The 22,814-nt window shown below is 40.1% G+C and carries 24 protein-coding genes; 2 read left to right on the forward strand and 22 right to left on the reverse strand.

The features are described from left to right. Nucleotides 1-131 precede the first annotated feature (131 nt). From VIK44_RS08700 to VIK44_RS08740, 9 genes are all read right to left on the reverse strand, one after another. Nucleotides 132-3,560, reverse strand: a complete 3,429-nt coding sequence (locus VIK44_RS08700; protein WP_331553484.1) for a pyruvate carboxylase — start codon at nucleotides 3,558-3,560, stop codon at nucleotides 132-134. Nucleotides 3,561-3,800: 240 nt separating this feature from the next. After that, nucleotides 3,801-4,097, reverse strand: a complete 297-nt coding sequence (locus VIK44_RS08705; protein ID WP_331553485.1) for a chorismate mutase — start codon at nucleotides 4,095-4,097, stop codon at nucleotides 3,801-3,803. A 24-nt stretch (nucleotides 4,098-4,121) separates the two neighbouring features. Further along, entirely contained in the window at nucleotides 4,122-5,201 is a 1,080-nt protein-coding gene (gene aroC / locus VIK44_RS08710; protein WP_331553486.1) for a chorismate synthase, read from the reverse strand. Further along, the gene (aroA, locus tag VIK44_RS08715) at nucleotides 5,179-6,480 is read right to left on the reverse strand and encodes a 3-phosphoshikimate 1-carboxyvinyltransferase (RefSeq protein ID WP_331553487.1); all 1,302 of its coding nucleotides are present in this window, start codon (nucleotides 6,478-6,480) and stop codon (nucleotides 5,179-5,181) included. Before aroA ends, aroC begins: the two co-directional genes overlap by 23 nt. Nucleotides 6,481-6,703: 223 nt before the next feature. Then, nucleotides 6,704-7,771, reverse strand: a complete 1,068-nt coding sequence (gene aroB, locus VIK44_RS08720) for a 3-dehydroquinate synthase (protein ID WP_331553488.1) — start codon at nucleotides 7,769-7,771, stop codon at nucleotides 6,704-6,706. Between the two features lie 246 nt (nucleotides 7,772-8,017). Then, nucleotides 8,018-8,950 carry an ABC transporter permease gene (locus VIK44_RS08725; protein ID WP_331553489.1) on the reverse strand — a complete coding sequence of 311 codons (933 nt, stop codon included), beginning with the start codon at nucleotides 8,948-8,950 and terminating at the stop codon, nucleotides 8,018-8,020. Then, nucleotides 8,951-10,015: an ABC transporter permease gene (locus VIK44_RS08730; protein ID WP_331553491.1), complete on the reverse strand. Its 1,065-nt coding sequence runs from the start codon at nucleotides 10,013-10,015 to the stop codon at nucleotides 8,951-8,953. Continuing rightward, the gene (locus VIK44_RS08735; RefSeq protein WP_331553492.1) at nucleotides 10,012-11,538 is read right to left on the reverse strand and encodes an ABC transporter ATP-binding protein; all 1,527 of its coding nucleotides are present in this window, start codon (nucleotides 11,536-11,538) and stop codon (nucleotides 10,012-10,014) included. Before VIK44_RS08735 ends, VIK44_RS08730 begins: the two co-directional genes overlap by 4 nt. A gap of 69 nt (nucleotides 11,539-11,607) precedes the next feature. Continuing rightward, nucleotides 11,608-12,705 carry a BMP family ABC transporter substrate-binding protein gene (locus VIK44_RS08740; protein WP_331553493.1) on the reverse strand — a complete coding sequence of 366 codons (1,098 nt, stop codon included), beginning with the start codon at nucleotides 12,703-12,705 and terminating at the stop codon, nucleotides 11,608-11,610. Between the two features lie 243 nt (nucleotides 12,706-12,948). Here VIK44_RS08740 and VIK44_RS08745 point away from each other — a divergent pair, with 243 nt between their 5' ends. Then, a complete protein-coding gene (locus tag VIK44_RS08745; protein ID WP_331553494.1) occupies nucleotides 12,949-13,575 on the forward strand; it encodes a MarR family transcriptional regulator in 627 nt (208 codons plus the stop codon). A 64-nt stretch (nucleotides 13,576-13,639) separates the two neighbouring features. On the opposite strand, the gene VIK44_RS08750 is transcribed toward VIK44_RS08745, so the two are convergent. From VIK44_RS08750 to VIK44_RS08800, 11 genes are all read right to left on the reverse strand, one after another. Continuing rightward, the gene (locus VIK44_RS08750; protein ID WP_331553495.1) at nucleotides 13,640-14,314 is read right to left on the reverse strand and encodes a hypothetical protein; all 675 of its coding nucleotides are present in this window, start codon (nucleotides 14,312-14,314) and stop codon (nucleotides 13,640-13,642) included. After that, a complete protein-coding gene (locus VIK44_RS08755; protein ID WP_331553496.1) occupies nucleotides 14,311-14,901 on the reverse strand; it encodes a hypothetical protein in 591 nt (196 codons plus the stop codon). The genes VIK44_RS08750 and VIK44_RS08755 overlap by 4 nt, the downstream gene beginning before the upstream one ends. A 15-nt stretch (nucleotides 14,902-14,916) precedes the next feature. Continuing rightward, on the reverse strand, nucleotides 14,917-15,423 hold the full coding sequence (locus VIK44_RS08760; protein ID WP_331553497.1) for a hypothetical protein: 507 nt from the start codon (nucleotides 15,421-15,423) through the stop codon (nucleotides 14,917-14,919). 99 nt (nucleotides 15,424-15,522) lie between these two features. After that, nucleotides 15,523-15,870, reverse strand: coding sequence for a hypothetical protein (locus VIK44_RS08765; protein ID WP_331553498.1), 348 nt, complete (start codon nucleotides 15,868-15,870; stop codon nucleotides 15,523-15,525). Continuing rightward, complete coding sequence (locus VIK44_RS08770) at nucleotides 15,870-16,295, reverse strand: hypothetical protein (RefSeq protein WP_331553499.1); 426 nt, start codon at nucleotides 16,293-16,295, stop codon at nucleotides 15,870-15,872. Before VIK44_RS08770 ends, VIK44_RS08765 begins: the two co-directional genes overlap by 1 nt. Next, nucleotides 16,292-16,801 (reverse strand): type II secretion system protein, encoded by a 510-nt coding sequence (locus tag VIK44_RS08775; RefSeq protein WP_331553500.1) that lies wholly within the window; start codon nucleotides 16,799-16,801, stop codon nucleotides 16,292-16,294. Before VIK44_RS08775 ends, VIK44_RS08770 begins: the two co-directional genes overlap by 4 nt. Further along, nucleotides 16,798-17,172 (reverse strand): prepilin-type N-terminal cleavage/methylation domain-containing protein, encoded by a 375-nt coding sequence (locus VIK44_RS08780; RefSeq protein ID WP_331553501.1) that lies wholly within the window; start codon nucleotides 17,170-17,172, stop codon nucleotides 16,798-16,800. Before VIK44_RS08780 ends, VIK44_RS08775 begins: the two co-directional genes overlap by 4 nt. Continuing rightward, the gene (locus tag VIK44_RS08785) at nucleotides 17,162-17,632 is read right to left on the reverse strand and encodes a type II secretion system protein (RefSeq protein ID WP_331553502.1); all 471 of its coding nucleotides are present in this window, start codon (nucleotides 17,630-17,632) and stop codon (nucleotides 17,162-17,164) included. The genes VIK44_RS08780 and VIK44_RS08785 overlap by 11 nt, the downstream gene beginning before the upstream one ends. 27 nt (nucleotides 17,633-17,659) lie before the next feature. Further along, nucleotides 17,660-18,031, reverse strand: coding sequence for a prepilin-type N-terminal cleavage/methylation domain-containing protein (locus VIK44_RS08790; RefSeq protein ID WP_331553503.1), 372 nt, complete (start codon nucleotides 18,029-18,031; stop codon nucleotides 17,660-17,662). A 111-nt stretch (nucleotides 18,032-18,142) separates the two neighbouring features. Further along, nucleotides 18,143-18,757, reverse strand: coding sequence for a DUF308 domain-containing protein (locus tag VIK44_RS08795; RefSeq protein WP_331553505.1), 615 nt, complete (start codon nucleotides 18,755-18,757; stop codon nucleotides 18,143-18,145). 19 nt (nucleotides 18,758-18,776) lie between these two features. Beyond that, nucleotides 18,777-19,214: a C-GCAxxG-C-C family protein gene (locus VIK44_RS08800; RefSeq protein WP_331553507.1), complete on the reverse strand. Its 438-nt coding sequence runs from the start codon at nucleotides 19,212-19,214 to the stop codon at nucleotides 18,777-18,779. Between the two features lie 152 nt (nucleotides 19,215-19,366). Here VIK44_RS08800 and VIK44_RS08805 point away from each other — a divergent pair, with 152 nt between their 5' ends. Continuing rightward, nucleotides 19,367-19,558 (forward strand): hypothetical protein, encoded by a 192-nt coding sequence (locus tag VIK44_RS08805; RefSeq protein ID WP_331553508.1) that lies wholly within the window; start codon nucleotides 19,367-19,369, stop codon nucleotides 19,556-19,558. 209 nt (nucleotides 19,559-19,767) lie between these two features. Here VIK44_RS08805 and VIK44_RS08810 read toward each other — a convergent pair whose 3' ends face one another. Both VIK44_RS08810 and VIK44_RS08815 read right to left on the reverse strand, forming a co-directional pair. Next, complete coding sequence (locus VIK44_RS08810) at nucleotides 19,768-21,702, reverse strand: sigma-54-dependent Fis family transcriptional regulator (protein ID WP_331553509.1); 1,935 nt, start codon at nucleotides 21,700-21,702, stop codon at nucleotides 19,768-19,770. Next, nucleotides 21,702-22,784, reverse strand: a complete 1,083-nt coding sequence (locus VIK44_RS08815; RefSeq protein ID WP_331553510.1) for an XdhC family aldehyde oxidoreductase maturation factor — start codon at nucleotides 22,782-22,784, stop codon at nucleotides 21,702-21,704. Before VIK44_RS08815 ends, VIK44_RS08810 begins: the two co-directional genes overlap by 1 nt. Between the last annotated feature and the right edge of the window lie 30 nt (nucleotides 22,785-22,814).

The raw sequence follows: 22,814 nt of genomic DNA on the forward strand, positions 1-22,814 counted from the left end.
TGGTTTTACCCAAATAAGCATGGTGAAGGCATTGAAAAACCGGAACTTTTAAAAAGCAGAGCCAAATTTGAGGAAAGACAAAAATAAACCCCTGTAAACCCTTTAAATAAGGGATACAGAGGTTTAACTTATTATTCCATTTCGACAACCAGTTCTCCTGATTGAACGCTCTGGCCTTCTGAAACATAGATTCTTTTAACGATGCCATCTTCATTGGCCACCATTTCTGTTTCCATTTTCATGGCCTCAACAATAACCAAAGTCTGGTTTTTAACCACAGCATCGCCTTCGTTCACAGGTACTTTCAGGACTGTACCCGGAATACCTGATCCGACTTGTTTTTTATTTTTCGGATCTGCCTTAAGCATGGTGGTTTTTTCCTTTGCTGAAAGACTTCGCCGATCCTCAATATGGATTTCCCGACGAAAACCGTCTACCTCAAACATGACTGAACGCATGCCTTCATCATTTGGTAATCCAATGTTCACAAGCTTAATAATGAAACATTTTCCCTCATCCATTTCCACTTCGGAGATTTCGCCTTTTTTAAGGCCATAGAAGAAGTTATGACTTTCCATTCGCATGAAATCTCCGGTTTCCTGAAGAAATTCGACATATTCCCGCATGACCTTTGGATAAAGGGCAACGCTGAGAACTTCACGGTCGTCTAAAATATAATCAAACTCTTCCATGAATTCCGTGCGCAGTCTTTCAAAATCTTCGTCCGGCAGTAAGGTACCTGGCCGAACCGTAATGGGCTCGGTGCCTTTGAGAACGATTTTTTGGAGTTCCGGATCGAATCCTCCTTCAGGCTGACCGATCATTCCCTTGTAAAAATCCACCACAGAATCCGGATATGCCAGTTCCTTGCCCTTAGTCCGGATATTATTCACGGTTAAATCATTTTGAACCATGAAAATGGCTAAATCCCCAACGGTTTTAGAGGATGGCGTTACTTTTACAATATCACCTAACATCAGGTTAGCTTCCATGTATTTATCTTTGACTTCTCTGAACTTATGACCCAGGCCAAAACTTTCCACCTGACCCCGAAGATTTGAGTATTGTCCACCGGGGATTTCATATTTATAAATTTCCGTTGAGCCTGATTTAAGTTCTGATTCAAATTTGCCATACAATTGACGGGTGGTTCCCCAATAATCCGATACTATCTGAATTTCATCTTCACTTAAACCGGTATCTCTTGGTGTATTTTTCAGGGCTGCAACAATGGAATTCAGGGCTGGCTGTGAAGTCAAACCACTGAGACCATTAAATGCCGCATCGGCAATATCAGCTCCTGCCATGCTCCCAAAGAGAACCGTGGCAACACCATTCCCGGTGGTATCATGGGTATGCAGATGAATGGGAATACTCACTTCTTCCTTTAATGCTTTTATGAGTTTGTGGGCTGCTCCAGGTTTTAATAGACCGGACATATCTTTAATCGCTAGAATATGTGCCCCTGTGGTTTCAATTTCACGGGCCATTTTCAGATAATAATCCAGATCATATTTTGTTCGTGATTTATCCAAAATATCACCGGTATAGCACATGCTGACTTCTGCGATCTTGCCGGTTTTTAAAACTTCCTCAATGGAAATTTTCATACCTTCCATCCAGTTAAGGGAATCAAAGATTCGAAAAATATCAATGCCACTTTTTGCGGATTGCTGGACAAAGGCACGAATGACATTGTCAGGATAATTTTTGTATCCGACAGCATTAGCTCCTCGAAGCAGCATCTGGAATAAAATATTGGGGATGCGCTTTCTGAGTTCATCCAAACGACGCCAAGGTGATTCCTTCAGGAATCGGTAGGAAACATCGAAGGTTGCCCCTCCCCACATTTCAAGTGCAAACAAATCAGGTGCCAAAGCTGCGGTTTCCCGGGCGATTTTAATCATATCCCGACTTCGCACACGGGTTGCGGCAATAGATTGATGGGCATCCCGAAGGGTGGTATCACAAATCAGAAGTTTATCCTGTTCTTTGATCCATTTAACCAGACCGTCCGGTCCCTGTTCATCCAAAATCTGTTTTGTTCCGCGAAGATTTAAATTTACAGGAATTTCCGGAATAAAGGGCTCATCAAAATCCGGTTTATCCCCGAATGTTTCATTCACAATAATATTCCCGAAATACTGGAGAATATTTGAGGCTTCACTTTTTTGTTCTTCAATATTGAATAATTCAGAGTGATCATCAATGAATTTTGTATCACAATTCCCACTAACAAAGAGTGGATGCTGAAGGACGTTAATTAAGAAGTCCTTATTGGTTTTGACGCCTTCAATATTCATTTCCATAAGTCCGCGAACGGCCTTACGACGGGCATCTTCAAAGCTTCTGGAAAAAGACGTGCTTTTTACCAGAAGGCTGTCATAATAAGGGGAAATTTCTGCCCCGGTAAAACCATTGCCGCCGTCAAGCCGTATGCCATTGCCGCTACCGGTTCGATAAACATCCAGTCGGCCGGTGTCAGGCATAAAGTGATTACTGGGATCTTCTGTGGTAATTCGACACTGGATAGAGGCTCCCCGAGGTTGTATTGCATCCTGATTTGGAATTCCGATTTCATCGGAATGAAGTGGCAAACCCTGGGCAATGAGAATTTGGGACTGAACCAGGTCAATGCCTGTGACCAGTTCGGTAACGGTATGTTCCACCTGAATCCGGGGGTTCATTTCAATGAAATAATGATCCCCATTTTTATCGATCAGAAACTCAATGGTTCCGGCATTACGGTAATTAACAGCCTTTGCCAGCTTAATGGCATCCCGGCAAATGGCTTGTCTTTGTTCGTCATTAATGCTTAATGACGGGGTGAATTCAATAATTTTCTGATGCCGTCTTTGAATCGAGCAATCCCGCTCGTATAAATGGACAACATTCCCATAATTATCCCCTAAAATTTGAACTTCGATATGCTTTGGTTCTTCTAAATATTTTTCCACAAAAATAGTACCATTGCCAAAAGCCTTAGTTGCCTCACTGGTGGCAGAATGGAATTCCCTTAATACGTCTTTCTTATCGTAAACTATCCGCATTCCACGACCGCCGCCACCGGAGGCAGCCTTTAAAATGATCGGATATCCGGCTATTTCGGCAAATTCAACGGCTTCTTCATCTGATGTAATGGCCTTTTCCACTCCGGGTATGGTTGCGACTTTTAAAGCTTTTGCCACAATTTTCGATTGGATTTTATCCCCCATCTGTTCCATCATTTCATGGGTTGGTCCGATAAATACAATGCCTTCTTCCTGGCATCGCTTTGCGAACAAAGGGTTTTCCGACAAAAATCCATAACCGGGATGAATGGCATCCACTTCTTTTTTCTTTGCCAGCGTAATAATTTTGTCCATATCCAAATAGGCTTCCACCGGTCCTGTGGTTCCGGTGATCAAATATGACTCATCTGCTTTCGTTCTAAAAAGGGAAAGATTGTCCTCCTGAGCGTAAATAGCCACTGAACGAATTCCCAGTTCCTGACAGGCTCTAATGATACGAATGGCAATTTCGCCACGATTCGCTATTAATATTTTATTAAATTTCTTCATATACCTTCTGCTTTCTTAAACGGATTAATACATATAATTATGTCTGATTTTTAAAAACCTTTTATTAATGACGCTATTTTTTTTCATCAATCGGCTCTGTCATAATATTATTGGCTTCAATGGCTTCAATATCTTCTAAGTCCCTTAATGACTCGTCTTTTTCTTCTGATTCTTAATTTTCATTTTTTTTTTCTTCTATTTGTTTTTCCAGACGATCAAATCCATAGTGATATTCATTTGTTACTGCCCATTTTCTCTGTCCTGCTGAAACTTAATCCACCGTTTTTGGTACTCTTTGCTGCTATTCATTAATGTTTGCAAAAATTCTTTGTAAACAGCTCGATATTCCTTATTATTAAGTTCCTCTAAATTTTTCTTTATAAGCACTTCTTCGCGGCTGGGATCGAATATTTTTTCATTATTATTATATTTATATTCAGCAACTGCCTTGATGCAATCCATTCGCCTTTCAAAAAGCACACGGATCTCACCATCAATCTCATCAATTGTTTTTCGAATCGTATCCAGTGATTTCAATGTTGGCCTCCTCAGGTTAAAAATCTAAATTAAGAAATCTGTCAGACAAATGGCAGTGACGGCTTCCACCACCGGGAAGGCTCGGGTTACAATACAAGGATCATGCCTGCCCAAAATCTCCAGCGATGCATTTTCCATGGCTGCCAAATTAACGGTTTGCTGTTGTTTGCCAATGGATGGTGTGGGCTTCATTGCGACCTGGAAAACCAATGGCATACCATTGGAAATACCGCCGTTAATTCCACCGTTGTTATTGGTCAGTGTTTCCACCTTGCCACTGTTAATAACCATCGGGTCATTGACCTGGGATCCTCGTTTTTGTGTCAGATCAAATCCGGCGCCAAAGGTAACCCCTTTTACCCCTGGAATCGAAAACAGTAAACTGGCGAGACGGCTTTCAATGGATTCAAAAAAGGGATTTCCGATGCCTGGCTCTAAACCTGTTACAAAACCTTCAATGATGCCACCTACGGAATCATGGTCGTTCATGGCAGCAATGATTTCATTTTTCATGGATTCTTCAAGTTCAGGGGTATAAAGTGGAAAAGCAGGATTTTTAAATCCCTTTCCTAAACTCATGTAATCTTCCCAATGCGGTAATACCCTATCACTGATCCCGTTAATGGAAACAATCCGGCTGCTAATGATGATTTCCGGCTTAATGACTCTCAGAACTTCCCTGGCAATGGCACCTGCAAAAACAACTGGTGCGGTAAGCCGCCCGGAAAAGTGTCCTCCCCCGCGATAATCCTGAAAGCCTTGATAGCGTATGTTACTGGTAAAGTCTGCATGTCCGGGACGCATTAAATCCCTGGTTTTTGAATAATCCCCGGACCGTGTATTTTCGTTTCGGATCAGACCGGTTAACGGTGCTCCTGTTGTTTTGCCATTAAAGATCCCACTGAGAATCTCAACCTGATCCCCTTCTTTTCTGGGGGTTGCCAAAGAGTTTCCTTTAGCCGCCCGGCGATTAAGCTGATGCTGGATTCTCTCAAGATCAATATCAATCCCCGGCGGTAATCCATCCAGGACGGCACCAATGCCTTCCCCGTGAGATTCTCCGAAAATTGAAATTTTCAGTTTATTTCCCCAAGTTGATCCCAATGAATTCACCTCCCATTTTTTTAAAGTCATCCCAAAAATGAGGGTATGATTTATTTACAGCTTCTGCCCCTTCAAGGGTGATGTTTCCTTCGGAAACAATGGAGGCTATGGCCACTGCCATGGCAATTCGATGGTCATTGTGACTTTTCACCCGGCCGCCGGTGAGCTTTTCAACTCCTTCAATAATGAGGCCATCCGGAGTTTCGGTGACCTTACCACCTAAAGTATTAAGGACATCTGCGGTTGCCATGAGTCGATCCGATTCTTTATACCGGAGGCGTTCCCCATTGATGATCTTTGTGGTTCCGGTGCTGAGGCTCCCAAGCACTCCGAGAATGGGTACTAAATCAGGACATTGGGAAACATCAATGACCACCCCATGGGTTTTTATGTTTTTTGCCAGGATATCTTTTGAATTGATATCCAGAATACCACCCATAGCCTTTACGATATCAACAATTACCTTGTCTCCTTGTTTGGAATGCAGGTTTAAATCCATACAATGCATGGTTTCTCCAATGATTCCTCCGGTCAGCCAGAAGGCTCCCTGGGAAAAATCGCCTTCCACTCGATAATCGCAGGATTTATAACTCTGATTTCCTTTAATATAAAAGCGCTGGTCATCTTCATTTATAACAGTGATTCCAAATGATTTCAGAACCTCGATTGTAATTTCAACATAGGGTTTGGATTCCAGGGCCGAGGTCATTTCAATGACAGAGTCTCCTGAAAGCAGGGGCAATGCAAAAAGCAGCCCGGTAATAAACTGGGAACTCACAGATCCATCAAGGGCATAGGTTCCCGGTGTTAACTGGCCCTTGATGGCCAGCGGCAAATCCTGCCCTTTAGTGAGGTGCTCGAAAGCGACCAATTTTTCTTTAAAGAGTTCATAATACGGTGTCATTGGCCGGGACACTAAACGCCCTTTTCCAGTGACAATAACGCTTTGGTTTTGCAGTAATAAAATTGGAATCATAAAACGCAGAGTCGATCCCGACTCGTTACAGTCTATCGTATCAGTCTTTAGAATGACTTCCTCACACCCTTGGATGATTAAGGTAACACGGTAATCTGATTCTTCTCGATATTCTATTACTGCACCAATTGCCTCAATGGCCTGACAGGTTGCAATCATATCCTGGGATAAAAGCACATTGGAGATTTCACTGACTCCCTTTGCCAATCCTGCTGAAATAATAGCCCGATGGCTCACGCTTTTTGAAGGTGGAATCTTTATGATGCCACTCAGTTTTTTTGGGGTAATCTCAATTGTTTTCATATATTATCCTTATCTATTTCTCTTCCTTGGTAATTTCAAAATTTGTAAACACAACCGTAAACTGCTTTGATGTCAGTTTTCATAAACGATTTTATAACGTATAGGCGAACAGTCGTTAGACTGTACGACGTATAGTGGAAAAATTGTTTCATGTAAACAGACAGCGATGCTCACGGTACTTTCGCAATTGCTTCTATTTCTCTTTCTACTGAAGCACCATACTTTATCTAAAGAGTTCTATGGCCTGTTTTTTTTGAATTTTCACTATTTCAGCTTCACCAATTTTTTTCAAAGCACAAATATAAAGGGCGTCATTCTCAAATTTCTTATCAGTGAAAAGAATTTCCTGGACCTTGTCTAAAGGCATGCTCGGAAGTTTTGACGGCAATCCATAGGCATCTAAAATCTCAATAATATTTGTATAGGTGTCTGGCTGGGAAATGCCATCCTCAACGGTTTTTTTAGTAATCTGAGCCATGCCGATGGCAACTGCCTCGCCATGGGTATATTTTTTAAATTTATAAAATGTCTCCACCACATGGCCGACGGTATGGCCAAAGTTCAGTATTCGCCTGAGTCCATGCTCGTGCTCATCTTCTTCGACCACATCCCGTTTAATCGTGCAACATCTGGCAATGATTTCTTCCATATCTTCAATCAGATCTTCATGATAGGTATAGCCCATTAATTTTACAAAGAGATTCGCACTGCTGATGCAACCGTATTTAATCACTTCTGCCATACCATCCACCATGTAGCGATCTTCCAAGGTTTCAAGAAAAAGAGGATCGATGAGTACTGCCTTCGGTTGGTGAAATGCGCCGACCAGGTTTTTACCATACTCCAAATCGATTCCAACCTTTCCCCCGACACTGCTGTCAACCTGTGCCAACAGAGATGTGGGTATTTGGATTAAATCAATACCTCTCAGAAAGGTTGCTGCGCAAAAACCGCCTAAATCTCCAACGACACCGCCGCCTAAGGTGACGATGGCATCACTTCTTGTCATATTACAATTGACTAATTCATTGTAAATAATTGAAGTCTGGTCCAGACATTTACTTTTTTCTCCGGGGGGGATAACAATATTATAAACCTTTGGGCCTGCCAGTCGTATCTGGCGTTCGACTGCTATCAGGTATTCTTTTGCAACATTTTTATCCGTAATAATCATAACCTTATGATACTCAGAAAAAAGTGCCTTCATTTTTGACAATCGATCCTTTAGTCCTTTTTCAATAATGATGGGGTATGTGTGAGTATTTGCTGTTGAGCAAATTAATTCTTTCATAATTCTCTGGCTCCTTTTTAATTTAGCTTTTATTATACCATAATTTCCTATTCGTGCAAAAAGAGCCGTCTTAAAAAGACGGCTAAAACCTGGGATAAAGTAATTTGCCAAACTTTTTGCTTATTTCTATTTCCCATTACGTTCGGGCGGGTACTACCCGCCCCTACGGGGTTGGCTAAAACTAACTCTTTGCCATCAATATTTCAAACTGTAGGGGCGATTATCAATCGCCTGGAACCTCTGCTATTATCGATCTTCTTTGAAATAATTTCTTCCCAACCATGCCGGTTCTTTTTTATTCTCACGCTTTCGCATGGATGTAAAAATGAGGACAAACACGGTGGCCAAATAAGGCAGGGCATTAAAAAAGTAAATGGAAACCGGAAAATTATAGGTTTGAAGCCAAAAGCTTGCAATGTCCATAGCTCCAAAGAAATACGCACCCAACATTGCTTTTCCCGGATTCCACATGGCAAAAATAACCAGGGCTACTGCAATCCAACCTCGGCCGCCAACCACATTCACAGGGAAAATACTGATATATACCAGGGATAAAAAGGCACCGCCTAATCCGCAAAGGGCTCCACAAATGGCAATATTAAAATATTTGTATTGATCAACCGGAATACCACTGGCATCAGCTGCCGCTGGGTTTTCCCCAATCATCCGAGTATTAAGGCCCCATTTTGTTTTGTAAAGGTAAATATAAACACCAATGACCAGGAGATATGAAAAGTAGACATACACACTTTGATTAAAAAATATATCTCCAAGAAACGGAATATCTCCCAGGAATGGCAGCTTCACCGATTGGAAAAAGGTTGTGATGGCCTCTGGAACTTTTTTCCCCACAAATGCCTTCCCAAAGAAAGCGGCAAATCCGATTCCAAAAATGGTCAGGGTAAGCCCTGTTACCACTTGATTTGACTTTAGGCTTACCGTGAGAAAACCGTAAACCAGGGCACCCGCAGCGCCTGCTAGAGCGGCACTAAGCACTGCTATGTAAGGGTTTCCAGACGTAAAACCGGCAATAAAACCAATAACGGCCCCTATTTGCATCATTCCCTCAACCCCAAGATTTAAATGGCCAACTTTCTCAGAAATAATTTCTCCCAGGGTTGCATACAGTAAACAGGTGCCGGCTTTAACCGCCGCACTTAAGAAAAATACAAACTCCATTTAGGCAACCTCCTGGGTCTTTTTATCTGATACAAACCGGTAGTGCAGTGCAAATTCAGAGCCAAGAATAAAGAAAAGAATAATGGCCTGGATCATTTCCGCCAAAGAACCCGGAATCTGGAAAGCCGTTTGAATGTATGACCCGCCTTGAAGTAACACCGCAAATACAAAGGAATTCATTACTATAAATGGCACTTTGAGCCCGGAAAGCCATGCTACGATAATTGCCGTAAAACCAAGCCCTTCTGAAATTCCCACTGACAGGGTTCCGCTGATTCCTGCGGTTTGGAACATTCCCACAAGACCACACAGCCCGCCACTGACAAGTGCTGCAATGATAATTGTTTTCGAAACATTGATTCCTAAATATCGGGCGGTGTTTTCAGATTCACCTAATACGGTAATCTCAAACCCTGTTTTTGAATAATTCATAAAGAAATAGACCAGGATGACGAGAATAATTGCAAATACAATACTTAAATTAAAACTGCTGATGCCAGGCAACAGGGCATTGTCTGGAAAATTAGCAATTTTAGGCATGCCATTCGCCCCTGGATCCTTCCAAAAGTCATATTGCAAAGCTGTGACTATGGTAAGAGCGATATAGTTCATCATTAAGGTAAACAGCGTTTCATTGGTTCCAAACCTGGCCTTGAAAAAAGCCGGGATCAATAACCAAATGGCACCAAACACAAATGAAAAGACGCCCATTGTTATAATCATCAGAGGCATTGGCATATTTGGAAGCAGTCTGACAACAAGGGTCGCACCTACCGCTCCCATAAAAAATTGGCCTTCAGCACCAATATTCCAAAATCGCATTTTAAAGGCAACCATTACCCCTAATGAGAGCACCAGCAGCGGAACCATTTTTTGAATCGTCGCCGCAAAGCGATGAAGATTTCCAAAGCATCCCTGGATGATGCCAACATATAAATTTATCGGATCGGCGTTGGCAAAAACGACAATAATGGAAGCAACCAATAAGGCGGCCAGGACTGCAGCGACTCGTATTAATATTTTATCCCTTGTTTTAGGAACTTCTTTCTTTATAATATGAATCATTTTTCTTTACCTTCTTCCATCACCCCAGACATCAACAAACCAATGGCCTCTTTTGTTGTATTCCTGGGATTAACAATCCCTGTGACCTTGCCTTCGCACAAAACGATGATCCGATCACAGAGACTCATCAGCACATCGAGATCTTCGCCAATATACAGGATCGGGATCATTTTCTTTTTTTCAATATTTAATAAATCATAGATAATCTGGGAGGACCGGACATCAAGACCTCGGGTAGCATAAGCAGTCAACATCAATTTGGGTTCCAGCTCAATTTCCCGGCCAAGCAGCACTTTTTGAATATTTCCTCCGGAGAGAAGGCTCACCGCATGATTTTCAATGGCAGGAGTCGATACATTTAATTTCTCAACCAGTGCTTTGGCTTTTCTCCTTGATATGACTTTGGAAATACCCATGCCTTTTGTATTTTTATAATCTTTGAGAAGGACATTGTCAATGATATCCATGGATGATACCAATCCCATTCCCAGGCGATCCTCTGGAACAAAGCTGAGACTGATTCCCATCTTGTTAATATCTTCCGGGTTTTTTTCAATAATATTTGTCTGATCAAAGATTATCTCCCCGGATTTTATGGGATACAATCCGGCAATTCCTTCACACAACTCCTTCTGTCCACTTCCGGCAATCCCGGCAACCCCGAGAATCTCTCCGGCATAGAGATCAAAGCTGACATCATTAAGTACTGGAACCTTGTTTTTATCGATGGCTGTGATGTGCTTCACTTCCAGACTTTTTTCTCCACGCTGTACCTCAACCCAGGGCACATTGAGTTCCATAACATCCCCGACCATGAGACCTGCCAATGCCTCTTTATTGGTATCTTTTTTATTAACGGTTTCAATGGTCATCCCTTTTCGCATGATGGTGATCCGGTCACTGATTTCCATGACTTCATCCAGCTTATGGGTGATGATAATCACTGAACAACCCACCCCTACCATTTTTTTAATAATCTGGAAGAGGTTTTTTATTTCCTGAGGGGTCAGCACTGCAGTGGGTTCATCTAAAATTAAAATATCCGCACCACGATACAATACCTTGAAAATTTCAAGGCTTTGTTTTTCAGCTACCGACATTGCATAGACTTTTTTATTGGGATCAATATCCATTCCCAATTGGTTGATCAATTTCCCCATTTCATCTAAAATCTTTTTTTTATTTAAAAAAGGGGTTGTCTTTCGACTTCCGGCTGCAACATTTTCAAGAGCGGTAAAAACATCCACTAATTTATAATGCTGTGGTAACATGCCGATGCCCAATTCCAGGGCGTCCTTTGGCGAATGAATGGTAACGGCTTGGCCATTCACTTCAATACATCCCTGATCTGGCACATAAATGCCATTAAGAACGTTCATCAGCGAACTTTTCCCTGCCCCATTCTCACCTAATATGGCATGTATTTCTCCCTTTTTTAATGAAAATTCCACATGATCCAGGGCTTTGACTTTTCCAAATACCTTGGTGATGTTTTCCATTTTTACGACATAATCATTATTCATATTTTCACCCTTGCTATAAAAACAGCGGACAGAGTCCAAAGGACTCTGCCCGTCATCATATTTTTCTGACTATTTTAAAGTACCAACCACATTATCGACAAACCAGTCCATGCTTAATTGTGCTTCATCGGTAATTGTAGAACCGGCGGGAACTCGAACAGTGCCAGTCTGATCTTTAAGTTCTCCGGCGAAAACCTTAAGGTCTCCGGCTTTAATTGCGTTTTCAGCTTCAGTGACCTTTGCCTGAGCAGAAGCTGGTGCAAGTGCGGTGAGAGGATCCAGTGAAACAATACCTTCATTCATACCGCCCCAATATTGATCGGATGTCCAGGTGCCGTCAATAACTGCCTGAACTCTGTCGGTATAATATCTGCTAAAATCCCAAAGCGGTGCAGTCATATAGACTTCAGGCATGGTTGTTGCTGCGCTGGAATCATAACCGACGGATAATTTTCCGGCTTCTTTAGCAGCTTCCATGGTCGCTGTTGAATCCTGATGCTGAGCAGTGACATCACATCCCTGTTGAATGAGGGCTTCAGCCGCTGCTTTTTCAACTGTTGGATCATACCAGCTATTGGTCCAGGAGACATTAACCGTTGCATCGGGGTTTACTGCCTTAACACCGAGAGCAAAGGCGTTGATCCCACGAATAACTTCGGGAATAGGCATTGCTGCTACATAGGCGATTTTATTTGATTTAGTTGCCGAAGCTGCAACCATACCTGATAAATATCGTGGTTCCTCAATTTTACCAAAATAGGTTCCCATATTTTCTGCGGTTGTATAACCTGAACAGTGTTCAAATTTAACGTTTGGAAATTCTTTGGCAGCTTCTGCCATACCATCCATGAAACCAAAACTCGTACCAAAGATAATCGTGGCCCCTTGATCAACCATGTCTCTAATGGTTGAGACAACTGCACTTTTTTCTTCGGGCACATTTTCTTTAACGATGGTTTCAACCTTACCACCTAAGTTTTCCACCATTTTTGCACGACCTTGATCATGGGCTTGAGACCATCCACCATCATCAGCCGGTCCTACATAAATAAAGCCAGCTTTTATCACATCACTTTTATCTGATGTGGTACCGGCAGAACTGCATCCTGCGGCGTTGACAATAATCATCATCAACACCAGGAGAATCACTCCTAATCTTCTTTTCATCCTTTTCCTCCTAATAGAAAAATAGTTGTTCGAACATGTTATTATAAAACAAAATCTCTTACTTTAATATTTTACCTAAAAACTGCCTAAAAAGCAATCTAAAAAGAAGATAAAAGCCCGGACCAGATGATGATTTTTGTTGCATTTAACCGAGTAATTCGTTATGATTAATGTAAGTTAACAGGGTAAATATAACCATCGCCCTGGAAAACAATTTATATTCATTTTGGAAGGAGTGATATTTTGAAAAAAGACAAAAAAAGCAAGAAGTCTGACTTGAAAGAAGCTAAGGATTCTAAGAAGGAACTTAAAAAGAAAAACGCTATCGAGGACCATAAATTAGAGGTTGTTCATAAAAAATCAAGCCCAACCATCATTTCTAATGTCCAGACAGGTGATGATGCTGATATTGCATCTCTTAAAAAAGAAATGATTGATTGCGCCGGTCTCTATCAAAATATTCTTGTATTGCCACGAACTTATAATGCCCTTGATGGTGTGCATTCTTTATTTCCATCAGAACTCAAAGCTCTTGACATGATAGGAGCCTTCTCCCCAATTAACCTAACCCAGCTTGCTGTAAAACTGGGCATATCAAAAAGCGCCGTTTCAAAATGTTCAACGAAGCTTTTAGAAAAAGGACTGATTACCAAGGAAAAATCTCTGACTAATATCCGGGAAGTTGTTTTCATGCTTTCCGAAACCGGAAAATCTATTTATGATCAGCTGGAAGATGCCCATTATGACTTATTTAAACCTGTCGATACTGCTATTAATGCGTTTTCAGACCAGGAAGTTAATGAACTGCAGCGTCTCTTTTCTAATCTCAAATCAAGCTTAAATGAAATTTACAAGAATCTTCAAAATTAATTTTGAAAAGAACAGGGTATTACAATCCTGTTCTTTTTTTATTCAGGTTAAAGCGGAATCAAGGTTATTTTATACTTTCAGTTGTTGCCTGATCAAGGGTTCCATAGCTTTCCAAATTTAATGTCATGGTTTTAATTTTAGGATCTTCTCCTTTGATTTCCATATCAATAATTTTAATGATTGGACAGTGATTTTCCACTGCCTGAATAAAGCGAATACAGCCGGGTTCATCCCCAATGCAAACAACCGTAATTGGGCAGTTTGCAAGTGTTCGTTTATCCGGCCCAACAATCATTTTATTTTTGCTTTCCAGAAAATCTGTTCTCATTTGGAGTCCCATGAAATCTTCAATTTCGGTATTAATGGGTTCAAACGCTACTGATGCCAATTCAATATCTGCTTTCTTTGCCATATCAACAATGGATTCATATAGCCCGGCTGGATCAATGTTTTCCGGTATGTTTTTGTTGCACTCTTCCAGGTTGACGCGGATACTTGCCACTTCAGCAAGATATTTTGCTTCGGTCATTTCCTCGGGATATCCCATGGATATTCTGTTTTTTTCTTTCAGCAGATCGCTGTTTATCTGATAAGCTTCATATTTCGGAACCAAAAAAAGAGCGGATATAATCACAAAAAAGGCTCCCAGAATAATTCCTTTTTCAATGGTATGCTTCAACCCATGATTTTTAGTTTTATCTTTATTATTCACCCATCTGTTGGATTCTCTTCTGCTCATGATGCTTCGACTCCCAATAACTCAATCTCAAAGATAAAATCCCAGACATTTTCTTTATTCGAAACCCCAATAACATCGTTGCCGGCACCTTGCACAACTTGTTTTTTTATGGTATTTTGGATGATCACATTTTTAAAAAGGCCTAATCCCATTAAGTCTTTTCTGAACGCCAGAATTTCTTCCTGATTTCGAGTGTTTCCTGTCAGTATTAAGACATTTTCCTTGAGCTGGTAATCAACAATTTCCGTTCCTGAAGGAACCGCATCCTGAACACCCACAAGAACTTTCAAAGGCATTTCTTTATTTAAGTTCATCACTTCCAGCAGCTTTTCACGATGGACCAATATTTCGTTTTGAGCTGTTAAATTTTCATAAGGGATTCGAAAACCGCTTTGATTTTTGATGACTTCTTCCACCTGTTTTATTTCTTCTGAGCGGTTTTGATTCATAACACTCAAAATTCCGTAGATGATTAAGCATAAAGCCAGTGTTCCCAGAACGATGCTCAAAAAAGGATTCTTTTTTGAAAACTTTTTTCTCTTTTTCTTATGGATTTGAATCGGCAGGAGGTTGATTTCCGTCTTCATATTTTAATCTCACCATCATTCCTTTTTATTTTCCCATCCAAGCATGCCACCGAGGCATGGCATTAAGAGACAAAGATCTTCTTCCGGTATTTCTTTTTGAAACTTGAACATCTCCGAGTCTCTTCCAAAGATCGAAAGCCTGGCTATTTCTCGGTTTATTTTTTCGCTGAGATATCCGATGACTCCCGGAATAAGACTCCCCCCTCCCGATAAGAAAATAGTCTCATTTTCAAAACCTCGAGCAAGAGATAATGGCGACTGAAAGCTTTCCAAAACCCCTTCAGCAATGGGTGCCAAAAATGTTTCCAAATCATTTGCCTGATCCGTTTCAATGTGACGTTCTTCTTTTAGAAATCCATTTACATAAAACAAAATCCGGGTGCTTGTGTATCCTATATCCAGAATGAGGTTGTTTTTCTCACCATGATTTATTAAAAATTTCCCCAGCCCGTGGAATTGGGGCTCAATGATTTTAAGCTCATGTTTCGTTCTTTTAAAAACCTCGGAATAATCAGCCAGCACATTTTTGGGAATGCCAATACCCAGTACATCCAGCTTTTTATCATCAATCCCTAAATATTCAAATACATCAGTCCGTTCTCGGGCTAAATAATCCAGCCGTCAATCCTCAAATTTCTCTGGAATCATAACCTGCATCTTCCAATGAACGGCTTCAAGAACCTCTTCAACCGCCATCATCGGAAAGGTAAATGATGCCAGAATCATTGCCCGATGGTTTAACACGAGCTTGAGCTCATCCCAATGATGATGTTTTCTGAAAAGATCCCTCAGAAAGACGACAAGATCCAATTTTTTTTCAGGGGATCCTTCTCTGAACACTTCCCATGGGGTTTTCTCTATCCAATAATTTTCAACAAGTATAACCCCGTTTTCATCTGGAACTCCGAAAGCTATTTTTGTAATAGCCTCTCCCAGGTCCACCACCCATAATCGTTTTTGTCTTTTCACTATGGCCCCACCATTATCCATTTCACTTGCTTTATTTCGGGTTTATTAAGTCCGATACTGTCCGGGATGATCGCCAATCCCAGGGTAAATTTCTTTGTAAAGGTCTTATAGCGGCTTTCTATTTCAAAAACCCGCTGATTCTCAGACATTTCATTGATCTCAATGCTGTAAGTACCGCCATTTTCATCTTCTGCAAATCCCTCAGTTCCGGCATAGTTAAGATCTTCACCCAGGGATGCCTGGGCAACAGCCATGGCGTTTTTGGCAGTGAAGACACAAAGCTGGTAGTCCCGATTCATCACATTGGCCTTAAGCTCGGCACTTTCCCGGGTAAGAAAAATGCTTACCCCACTGGTCAGTAAGGCCAGGCACACCAGGACCAAAGGCAGTACAAACCCTTTCTGATTATTCATTAACTTTTTCACCGTTTCTCCACCGTCTTTCCATGTTGGATGGTTGTTTCCCTTTGGATATTTTCCCCGGCATAGGATAAGGTATAATGAAGAGCAATGGCGTTATCCGGTGTCAATGAAAGAGAAAAATCCTGGATGCTGTCAGCAAACTGGCTTTTTCCGCCGCCAATATCCATTAACGTGGCTTTCTTTACTTTTATACGATAGACCAGACCATTGCTGTTTGTATAATAATTATAATAAAGGTCTGGTGTTTCCAGATCTCGAAGATAAACAATTCCTGTCGCCTCATTGAAAATTATTTTTTCGGATTCCAACACTTGTTTTTGAATATAAAGATTAAGATATCGCTCATCGCGATAAAGCTTCTGATTAATATGCTCTTTTTTATTCGCCGTATTTGCAAAAAACAACCCGGATAAAAGCATGATAAAGACCAGGGAAATCACTGCCAGGCTGGTTATTACTTCAATGAGAGAAAATCCCATGCTTTTATTTTTCAGAACACGCTTAATCAAGGTATCCTCCAATAGACTTTAATAAAAAATGATTTCTTCGCGCGCTGATGACCCTGTTGTGAAATTTCGATAATGTATAAGTCAGGCTGGTCATCGGTCACAATTTCTTCCAAAGTATAATCAGGATATTGTTTAAGTGTCTCCGCTACCTTGTCTGATAAAGTTATCAGGCTTTCCTGTTCTAATGTCCCATGGATATCTTCTGAAATGCTGTTAATCTCCAGGGACTGATCCAGGATGTTCTTTGAAACCATGGATGTTTCAAAGCCAATACCATAGAGACCCAGAATAGTGGCCAGGCCAAAGCCGCAAATTGCAATGGCAATAATGACTTCTACCAGGGTATATCCATTTTCATTTTTAAGGTTCATCCAGATAAATCCTTCCACTCGCCAATTGAATTGTTATTATGCGAACTGCACCGGCATGGCTGGTAAGTTTCACTGTTCCCCCCATGGAAACCGTACCGACACTTTTTAATTGTAAGGGATTAGTCTGGACATAGGAAGTTGCAAGAGAGCATGTTTTCAGTGAGATTGGATCTGCTTGAAACCCTTCTTCATTTGTCCAGTTAACAATCATTCCATTTTCAAAAAAACGCACCTGACGACGATGTCCATCCATCATCGCCTCATTTTTATGCTCAAGCAGGGTGTACAGGATTGTTTCACACTCAGCATTAAAAGCAGCCTGGCTGACCTTTTGGGAATTTCCCAGCCCGATGGCAGCGACTGAAACAGTCAGTAATGACAGAATCGCCAAGGTTACCATAAGTTCTACCAGTGTAAATCCTCTCTGGTAAAACACGAATCTGTGTTTAAACGTTTTCATTGAAAACAAATTCATTAAATGCATTCACTAAATTGTCTTGGCTGTAAATGAAACAATCCCACTCGTCGAATTATAAGCGAAAGTTCCACCGGATGCTGATGTGATGGTGGCATTTTTTAAATTGCCTGCGGTATTAAGCTCCGTGACCAGGGCATCAAATGTAGTAATGCCTGCTGGCAATTTATCTTCATTTTCCGCACGATACAATTCCAATGCACTTTGGACAATACGAACGTTTGCCTGGTCTGTTTTTAGTTGAGAATTTGCCAGAACTCCAGTAAACTTTGGCAATGCCAGGGCGCTCAATGCCCCTAAAACGGCGATGACTACAATCACTTCCATTAGGGTGAATCCTCTGATATTTCCAGGTTTTTTTCTTTTGTTTTTATTGCTTTTCATCCATTTCTCCTTTATCTCTTTTTTTGTGATTTTAGCATAGTATCGACAACTAAAAAAGAGTAAATATTTGCAAATATCTACTCTTTTTGTGACTATCATTCAATTTAGTTTTTATTCAATACGATAATCATCATACCCTTTATTTTCAAGCTTTATTTTAGCATAAACCTTCTTCATTTTGATGGATTGAATCACCAGGAAAAGACCAAAAATCCCCAATACCAGGCCGATAATCCATATAAAAATAGTAGCCAGGCTCAATGGATCAAAAAAGGCATAGATTCCAAAGGCGATTAGGCCGATCCCTATGACAACCTTAGTGCTTTTACCTAAGCCATATGTGCTCCCAGAAATAATCAATAAAAAAATACCGGTCATAATGGCCCATATACCAATAATAATAATAAAAAATGATGCAATAAACTTAGGAACCAACAAAAATACCGCGCAAATTACCAAGTCAAATAGTCCATGTCCTAAGCTAAAACTTATGCTTGATCCATACTTTTTTTTAGCTATCAGTGATGAAATAATATAGGCAATACCCATTATGCCTCGATATACTCCCAAAACATATACAAATATTTCGGGTGTCAATTTTCCAATGACAAATGACATAACACACAAAGCAATTAGTATAAGCCCATCCAGCAGCATGAGCCACCATTTTCCATAAACGCGTTCCAGTAAATCGACTCCCACCAACTTCATTTTGTCTTCATTCATGTCCAAACCTCCATTAAATTTATTTTTCGTTTTCCATGGCTTCCACCACTCGGTTAAAGACTTTTGCAGCACGGATTTTTACAGGATTGCAACCAGACACAGGATCTTTGCAGTGCGCTTTAATATAATCACAATTCAGGCTGCCAAACTCTTCCTCAAATTCTTTGACCAGCAGTTTGGCCGCTCTGGTCATTTTTGCCTGATCTGATGGACGCTCCTCTGTATATAATACCCCAAGAGCAGCCAACGAACCAGAAAATGCGCCACAAGTCCGTTCAGAATAAAAACCCGCACCAAATCCCTGGAGCATCCGAAAGCTTTCTTCATTCAGATTTAGATGATACTTGTCATTAGCGGCTCGAAGGAGTACCTCAGCACAATTCATATGATACAATGGCTGTTCGACCTTGGGCTTATCTTTTCCAAATGCATTGTAAATTTCCACCTGTTTTTCCATCTTTGACTCCTTATATTTAATTTGTGATTATTATATATAACTTCATTCCATATTCATAGAAAAATATTTTATTTTGAATGATTGAGTTGATTTTGTTTTTTTCTATGCTTCTGATATAATAAGGGTATTATAAAAGAAAGAAGGACTTATCAATGGCAGCCGTTAATTTAAATACTTTTCCGAACAACCGTGTATCCGCTCTGACAATGCTTTATCTTGGAGCTCAGGATCTCACTGAACTTACACCGGAAGAACTTGCAACTAAATATGATGACGTTTTTGAAAAAATCAATTTCCAGTTTAAAGAAGTCAGAAGAGAACGAGCAGAAAACAAAATTAAATAGTGTCCTTAAACTTGGGGTTTGACAACAACCAGTGTATCACATTTATATGTGATACTTAGACTGTAAACAAAGTAATTAGACAAGCCTCTTTCCGGATTTTTATTGCATCATGTTGTGTGCATCATGGCGAACAGGCGTAGCCTGTACGATCATGCAGCACACAACGATCAATTAAATGTCCGGAAAGAGGTTTGTCAACACTCTTCGCATCACATTTCGATGTGATGCTTTTTTATTTTATTATACAAAGTATTTCTTTGCATCCCTAAGGCCTGGGCTGACTGGGTAATGTTTCCCTCAAATAGTTTTAAAACTTTGGTTAAATGCTCTTTTTCAACCGTTGTCATGTCCAGCTTTGTAAAATCGATCTCAGAAAATTCATCATTTTCATCAACCAATAAATCACTTGAGTCTGTACTTTGTTCGCCAATGGGCAGAATTTTTTCCCCCAATCTGGTATCTTGTGTAAAATAAGTCATTGGAAAAGATTCTGTATTGACGATGAGTTCGACGACATTTTCAAGTTCTCTGACATTTCCCGGCCAGTCATAATTTGTTAACAGTGTCCTGGCCTCTTCGGAAATTTTCACCACTTCTTTTCCGCATTTCTCTGAGATATTTTTCATGAAATATCTGAATAAAAGCAGAATATCGCTATTGCGTTCCTTTAGCGGTGGCAGATACAAAGGCAACACGTTTAATCGATAAAACAAATCCTTCCGGAATCTTCCCAACTCAACTTCCTTTTTTAAATCTTTGTTAGTCGCTGCAATTATTCTCACATCAATTCGAATGATATTCGGACTGCCAATCCGGGTAATGGTATTTTCCTGTAATACTCTTAACAACCGTATTTGCATATCCAATGGCATTTCACCGATTTCATCCAACATGATTGTGCCATTATTAGCCAATTCGAATTTCCCAATATTTCCACCTTTTTTGGCACCGGTATAAGCGCCTTCCTCGTATCCAAACAATTCGGATTCAATTAATTGAGGGGGGATAGCGCCGCAGTTTAACGCAATAAATGGTTCATCCATCCGCTTGCTGTAATTGTGGATAGACTGTGCAAACATTTCCTTTCCACATCCGCTATCACCTGAAATAAGTATGGTCGATCGACTATCAGCTATTTTTTTTGCATAATCTATGGCGGTGGTAATCTTTTCTTCTTCGCCGATAATCTTATCGAATGTATAATAGGGCTGAAAGATGCCTTCTCTTTTTTTTGATTTTTTTTCTTCGAAAACATAAACGATTTCGATGCTATCATCCTGGGGATTATAAATAGGACTCGCCGTCAAATGACAGGGGAACCGATTCCTTAAGGCTTTAATATCAATGATACGAGAAATATTTTTTTCTGAATGGATGGCTTCTTTTATGTCATCCCACCCGTTAATAAGATCATTCATCTCCCGATCAATGAGTTGTTTATATTTATTACCAAACAATTCCATGGCTTTTTGATTATGAAGTTTAATCTTTCCCTCTAAATCAGAGGTAAGAATGGCCACTGGCATTGAGTTAAAAATGGTTTTAATATGCTTATTGGTCATGTTTTGAAGGCGATTGTATTCTTTTACCTTTAACATCTCTTCAATGGCATTAGAAGCTGCAATCACCATTCCTAAAGTATGAGGATGTACAAATTCAGTATACCCGGTTAAATCTAAAACGCCAATAAGATTTCCATTGGCATCATTGATTGGGGCGCCGGAGCATGTCCACCGATGATAGGATTTGATGTAATGTTCTTCCCCTGACAGTTGGACAGGTTCGCCTTCTTTGATGACATAGGACATGGCATTGGTCCCAATGCATTCCTCATTCATATAGGCTCCTGGAACCATTTTTAACTCAAAGGCCTCTGATAAAATTTTTTCATCCCCGATGGCATTTAAAATGCACCCTTCTTTATCTGTCAGTAATACAAAAAAGTTTTTACCCTTTACTATTTTAATTAAATGCTCCATAAACGTAGAAGCAGTTAAAATCATATCTCTGTTTTGTGAAAATTTGACTTGCAATTCGGACTGATCAATCATTTTTTTGCTGTAAATTTGATCCTTTTTGATCCCCATTTGGTGGCATCGTTCCTGTGAACTTTTAATAAGTCTGAGATAGCTATGAATATCCATTATTCATTTTCCTTTTCAGCTTCAGCGATTTTGTCAATCTTAGGTTCTCTGCGAACCTGTATCATTTCAGCCACAATACTGATTGCTATCTCTTCGGTTGTTTTTCCGTGAATTGGTAAACCAATAGGGCTATGAATTCTTTTGAGATCTCCCGGAGTGAAGCCTTCTTCCAAAAGACTTTGCTGCATCTGATTCCACTTACTCTTGCCTCCGATCATACCAATGTACTGGGCCTCTGTTAACAGCATTTGCGCCAACACTTCTTTATCATAGCTATGTCCTCTGGTGACAATAATAACATAGGAATATTCGTTTATTCTGACATAATCCGTTAAACATTCAAAGGATGGAATCACGACTATTTCATTTGATGTCTTAAATCGTTCCGGATTTGCAAACTCTTCGCGGTCATCAACGACCACAACATAAAAACCTAATATTTTACAAAACTCTGCCAATACTTTACCAACATGACCAGCGCCGAGAATATATACATTTTCATTATTAAAAAATGGCTCTATAAAATACTGGTTCTTTTCCAAAAAAGGTTCTTTGTATTTTATGGCATCAAAATTTTCTTTTATCCCTTTTATAATTCCTAAAATTTCATCGCTTTCCAAACCATAGAGACCGGTTTCCGTACAGATCCATTTTTCTAAATGCATGATTTTATTTTCTTCTTTGGGTATTCTGGTAATAATGACAAAATCAGTTTTATTTTTTTGAAGCATTGTCATTTCCTCAAATAATTTCATCCTGTTTTTATCATTATAATCCATATATTCTAAGAGTATGTTTAAATTTTCACCACAAACCATACCCAGGCTTCCTTTATACTGATCGGAAAGAACCAGTTTTTCAATGCGAAATGTCTTCTGGGTAAAAACCTTTGCCGCAGCCTGGATGGTCAATGCTTCAACCAAACCCCCTCCAATGGTACCGACAATGGAAAGATCCTGTTTGATCAACATTTTAGCCCCTTCATTTTGGGGAGTTGAACCACTCTTTTCTAAAGTTGTGGCGATTACAAAATTTTCGTTATTTTCATAAGACTTATTAATAGCTAACAGCAAATTACTCATTGCACTCTTCCTTCATTTTATAATTTATTA

Origin of the sequence: Acetobacterium sp., assembly GCF_036508315.1 — a bacterium.
Classification (GTDB): Bacteria; Bacillota; Clostridia; order Eubacteriales; family Eubacteriaceae; genus Acetobacterium.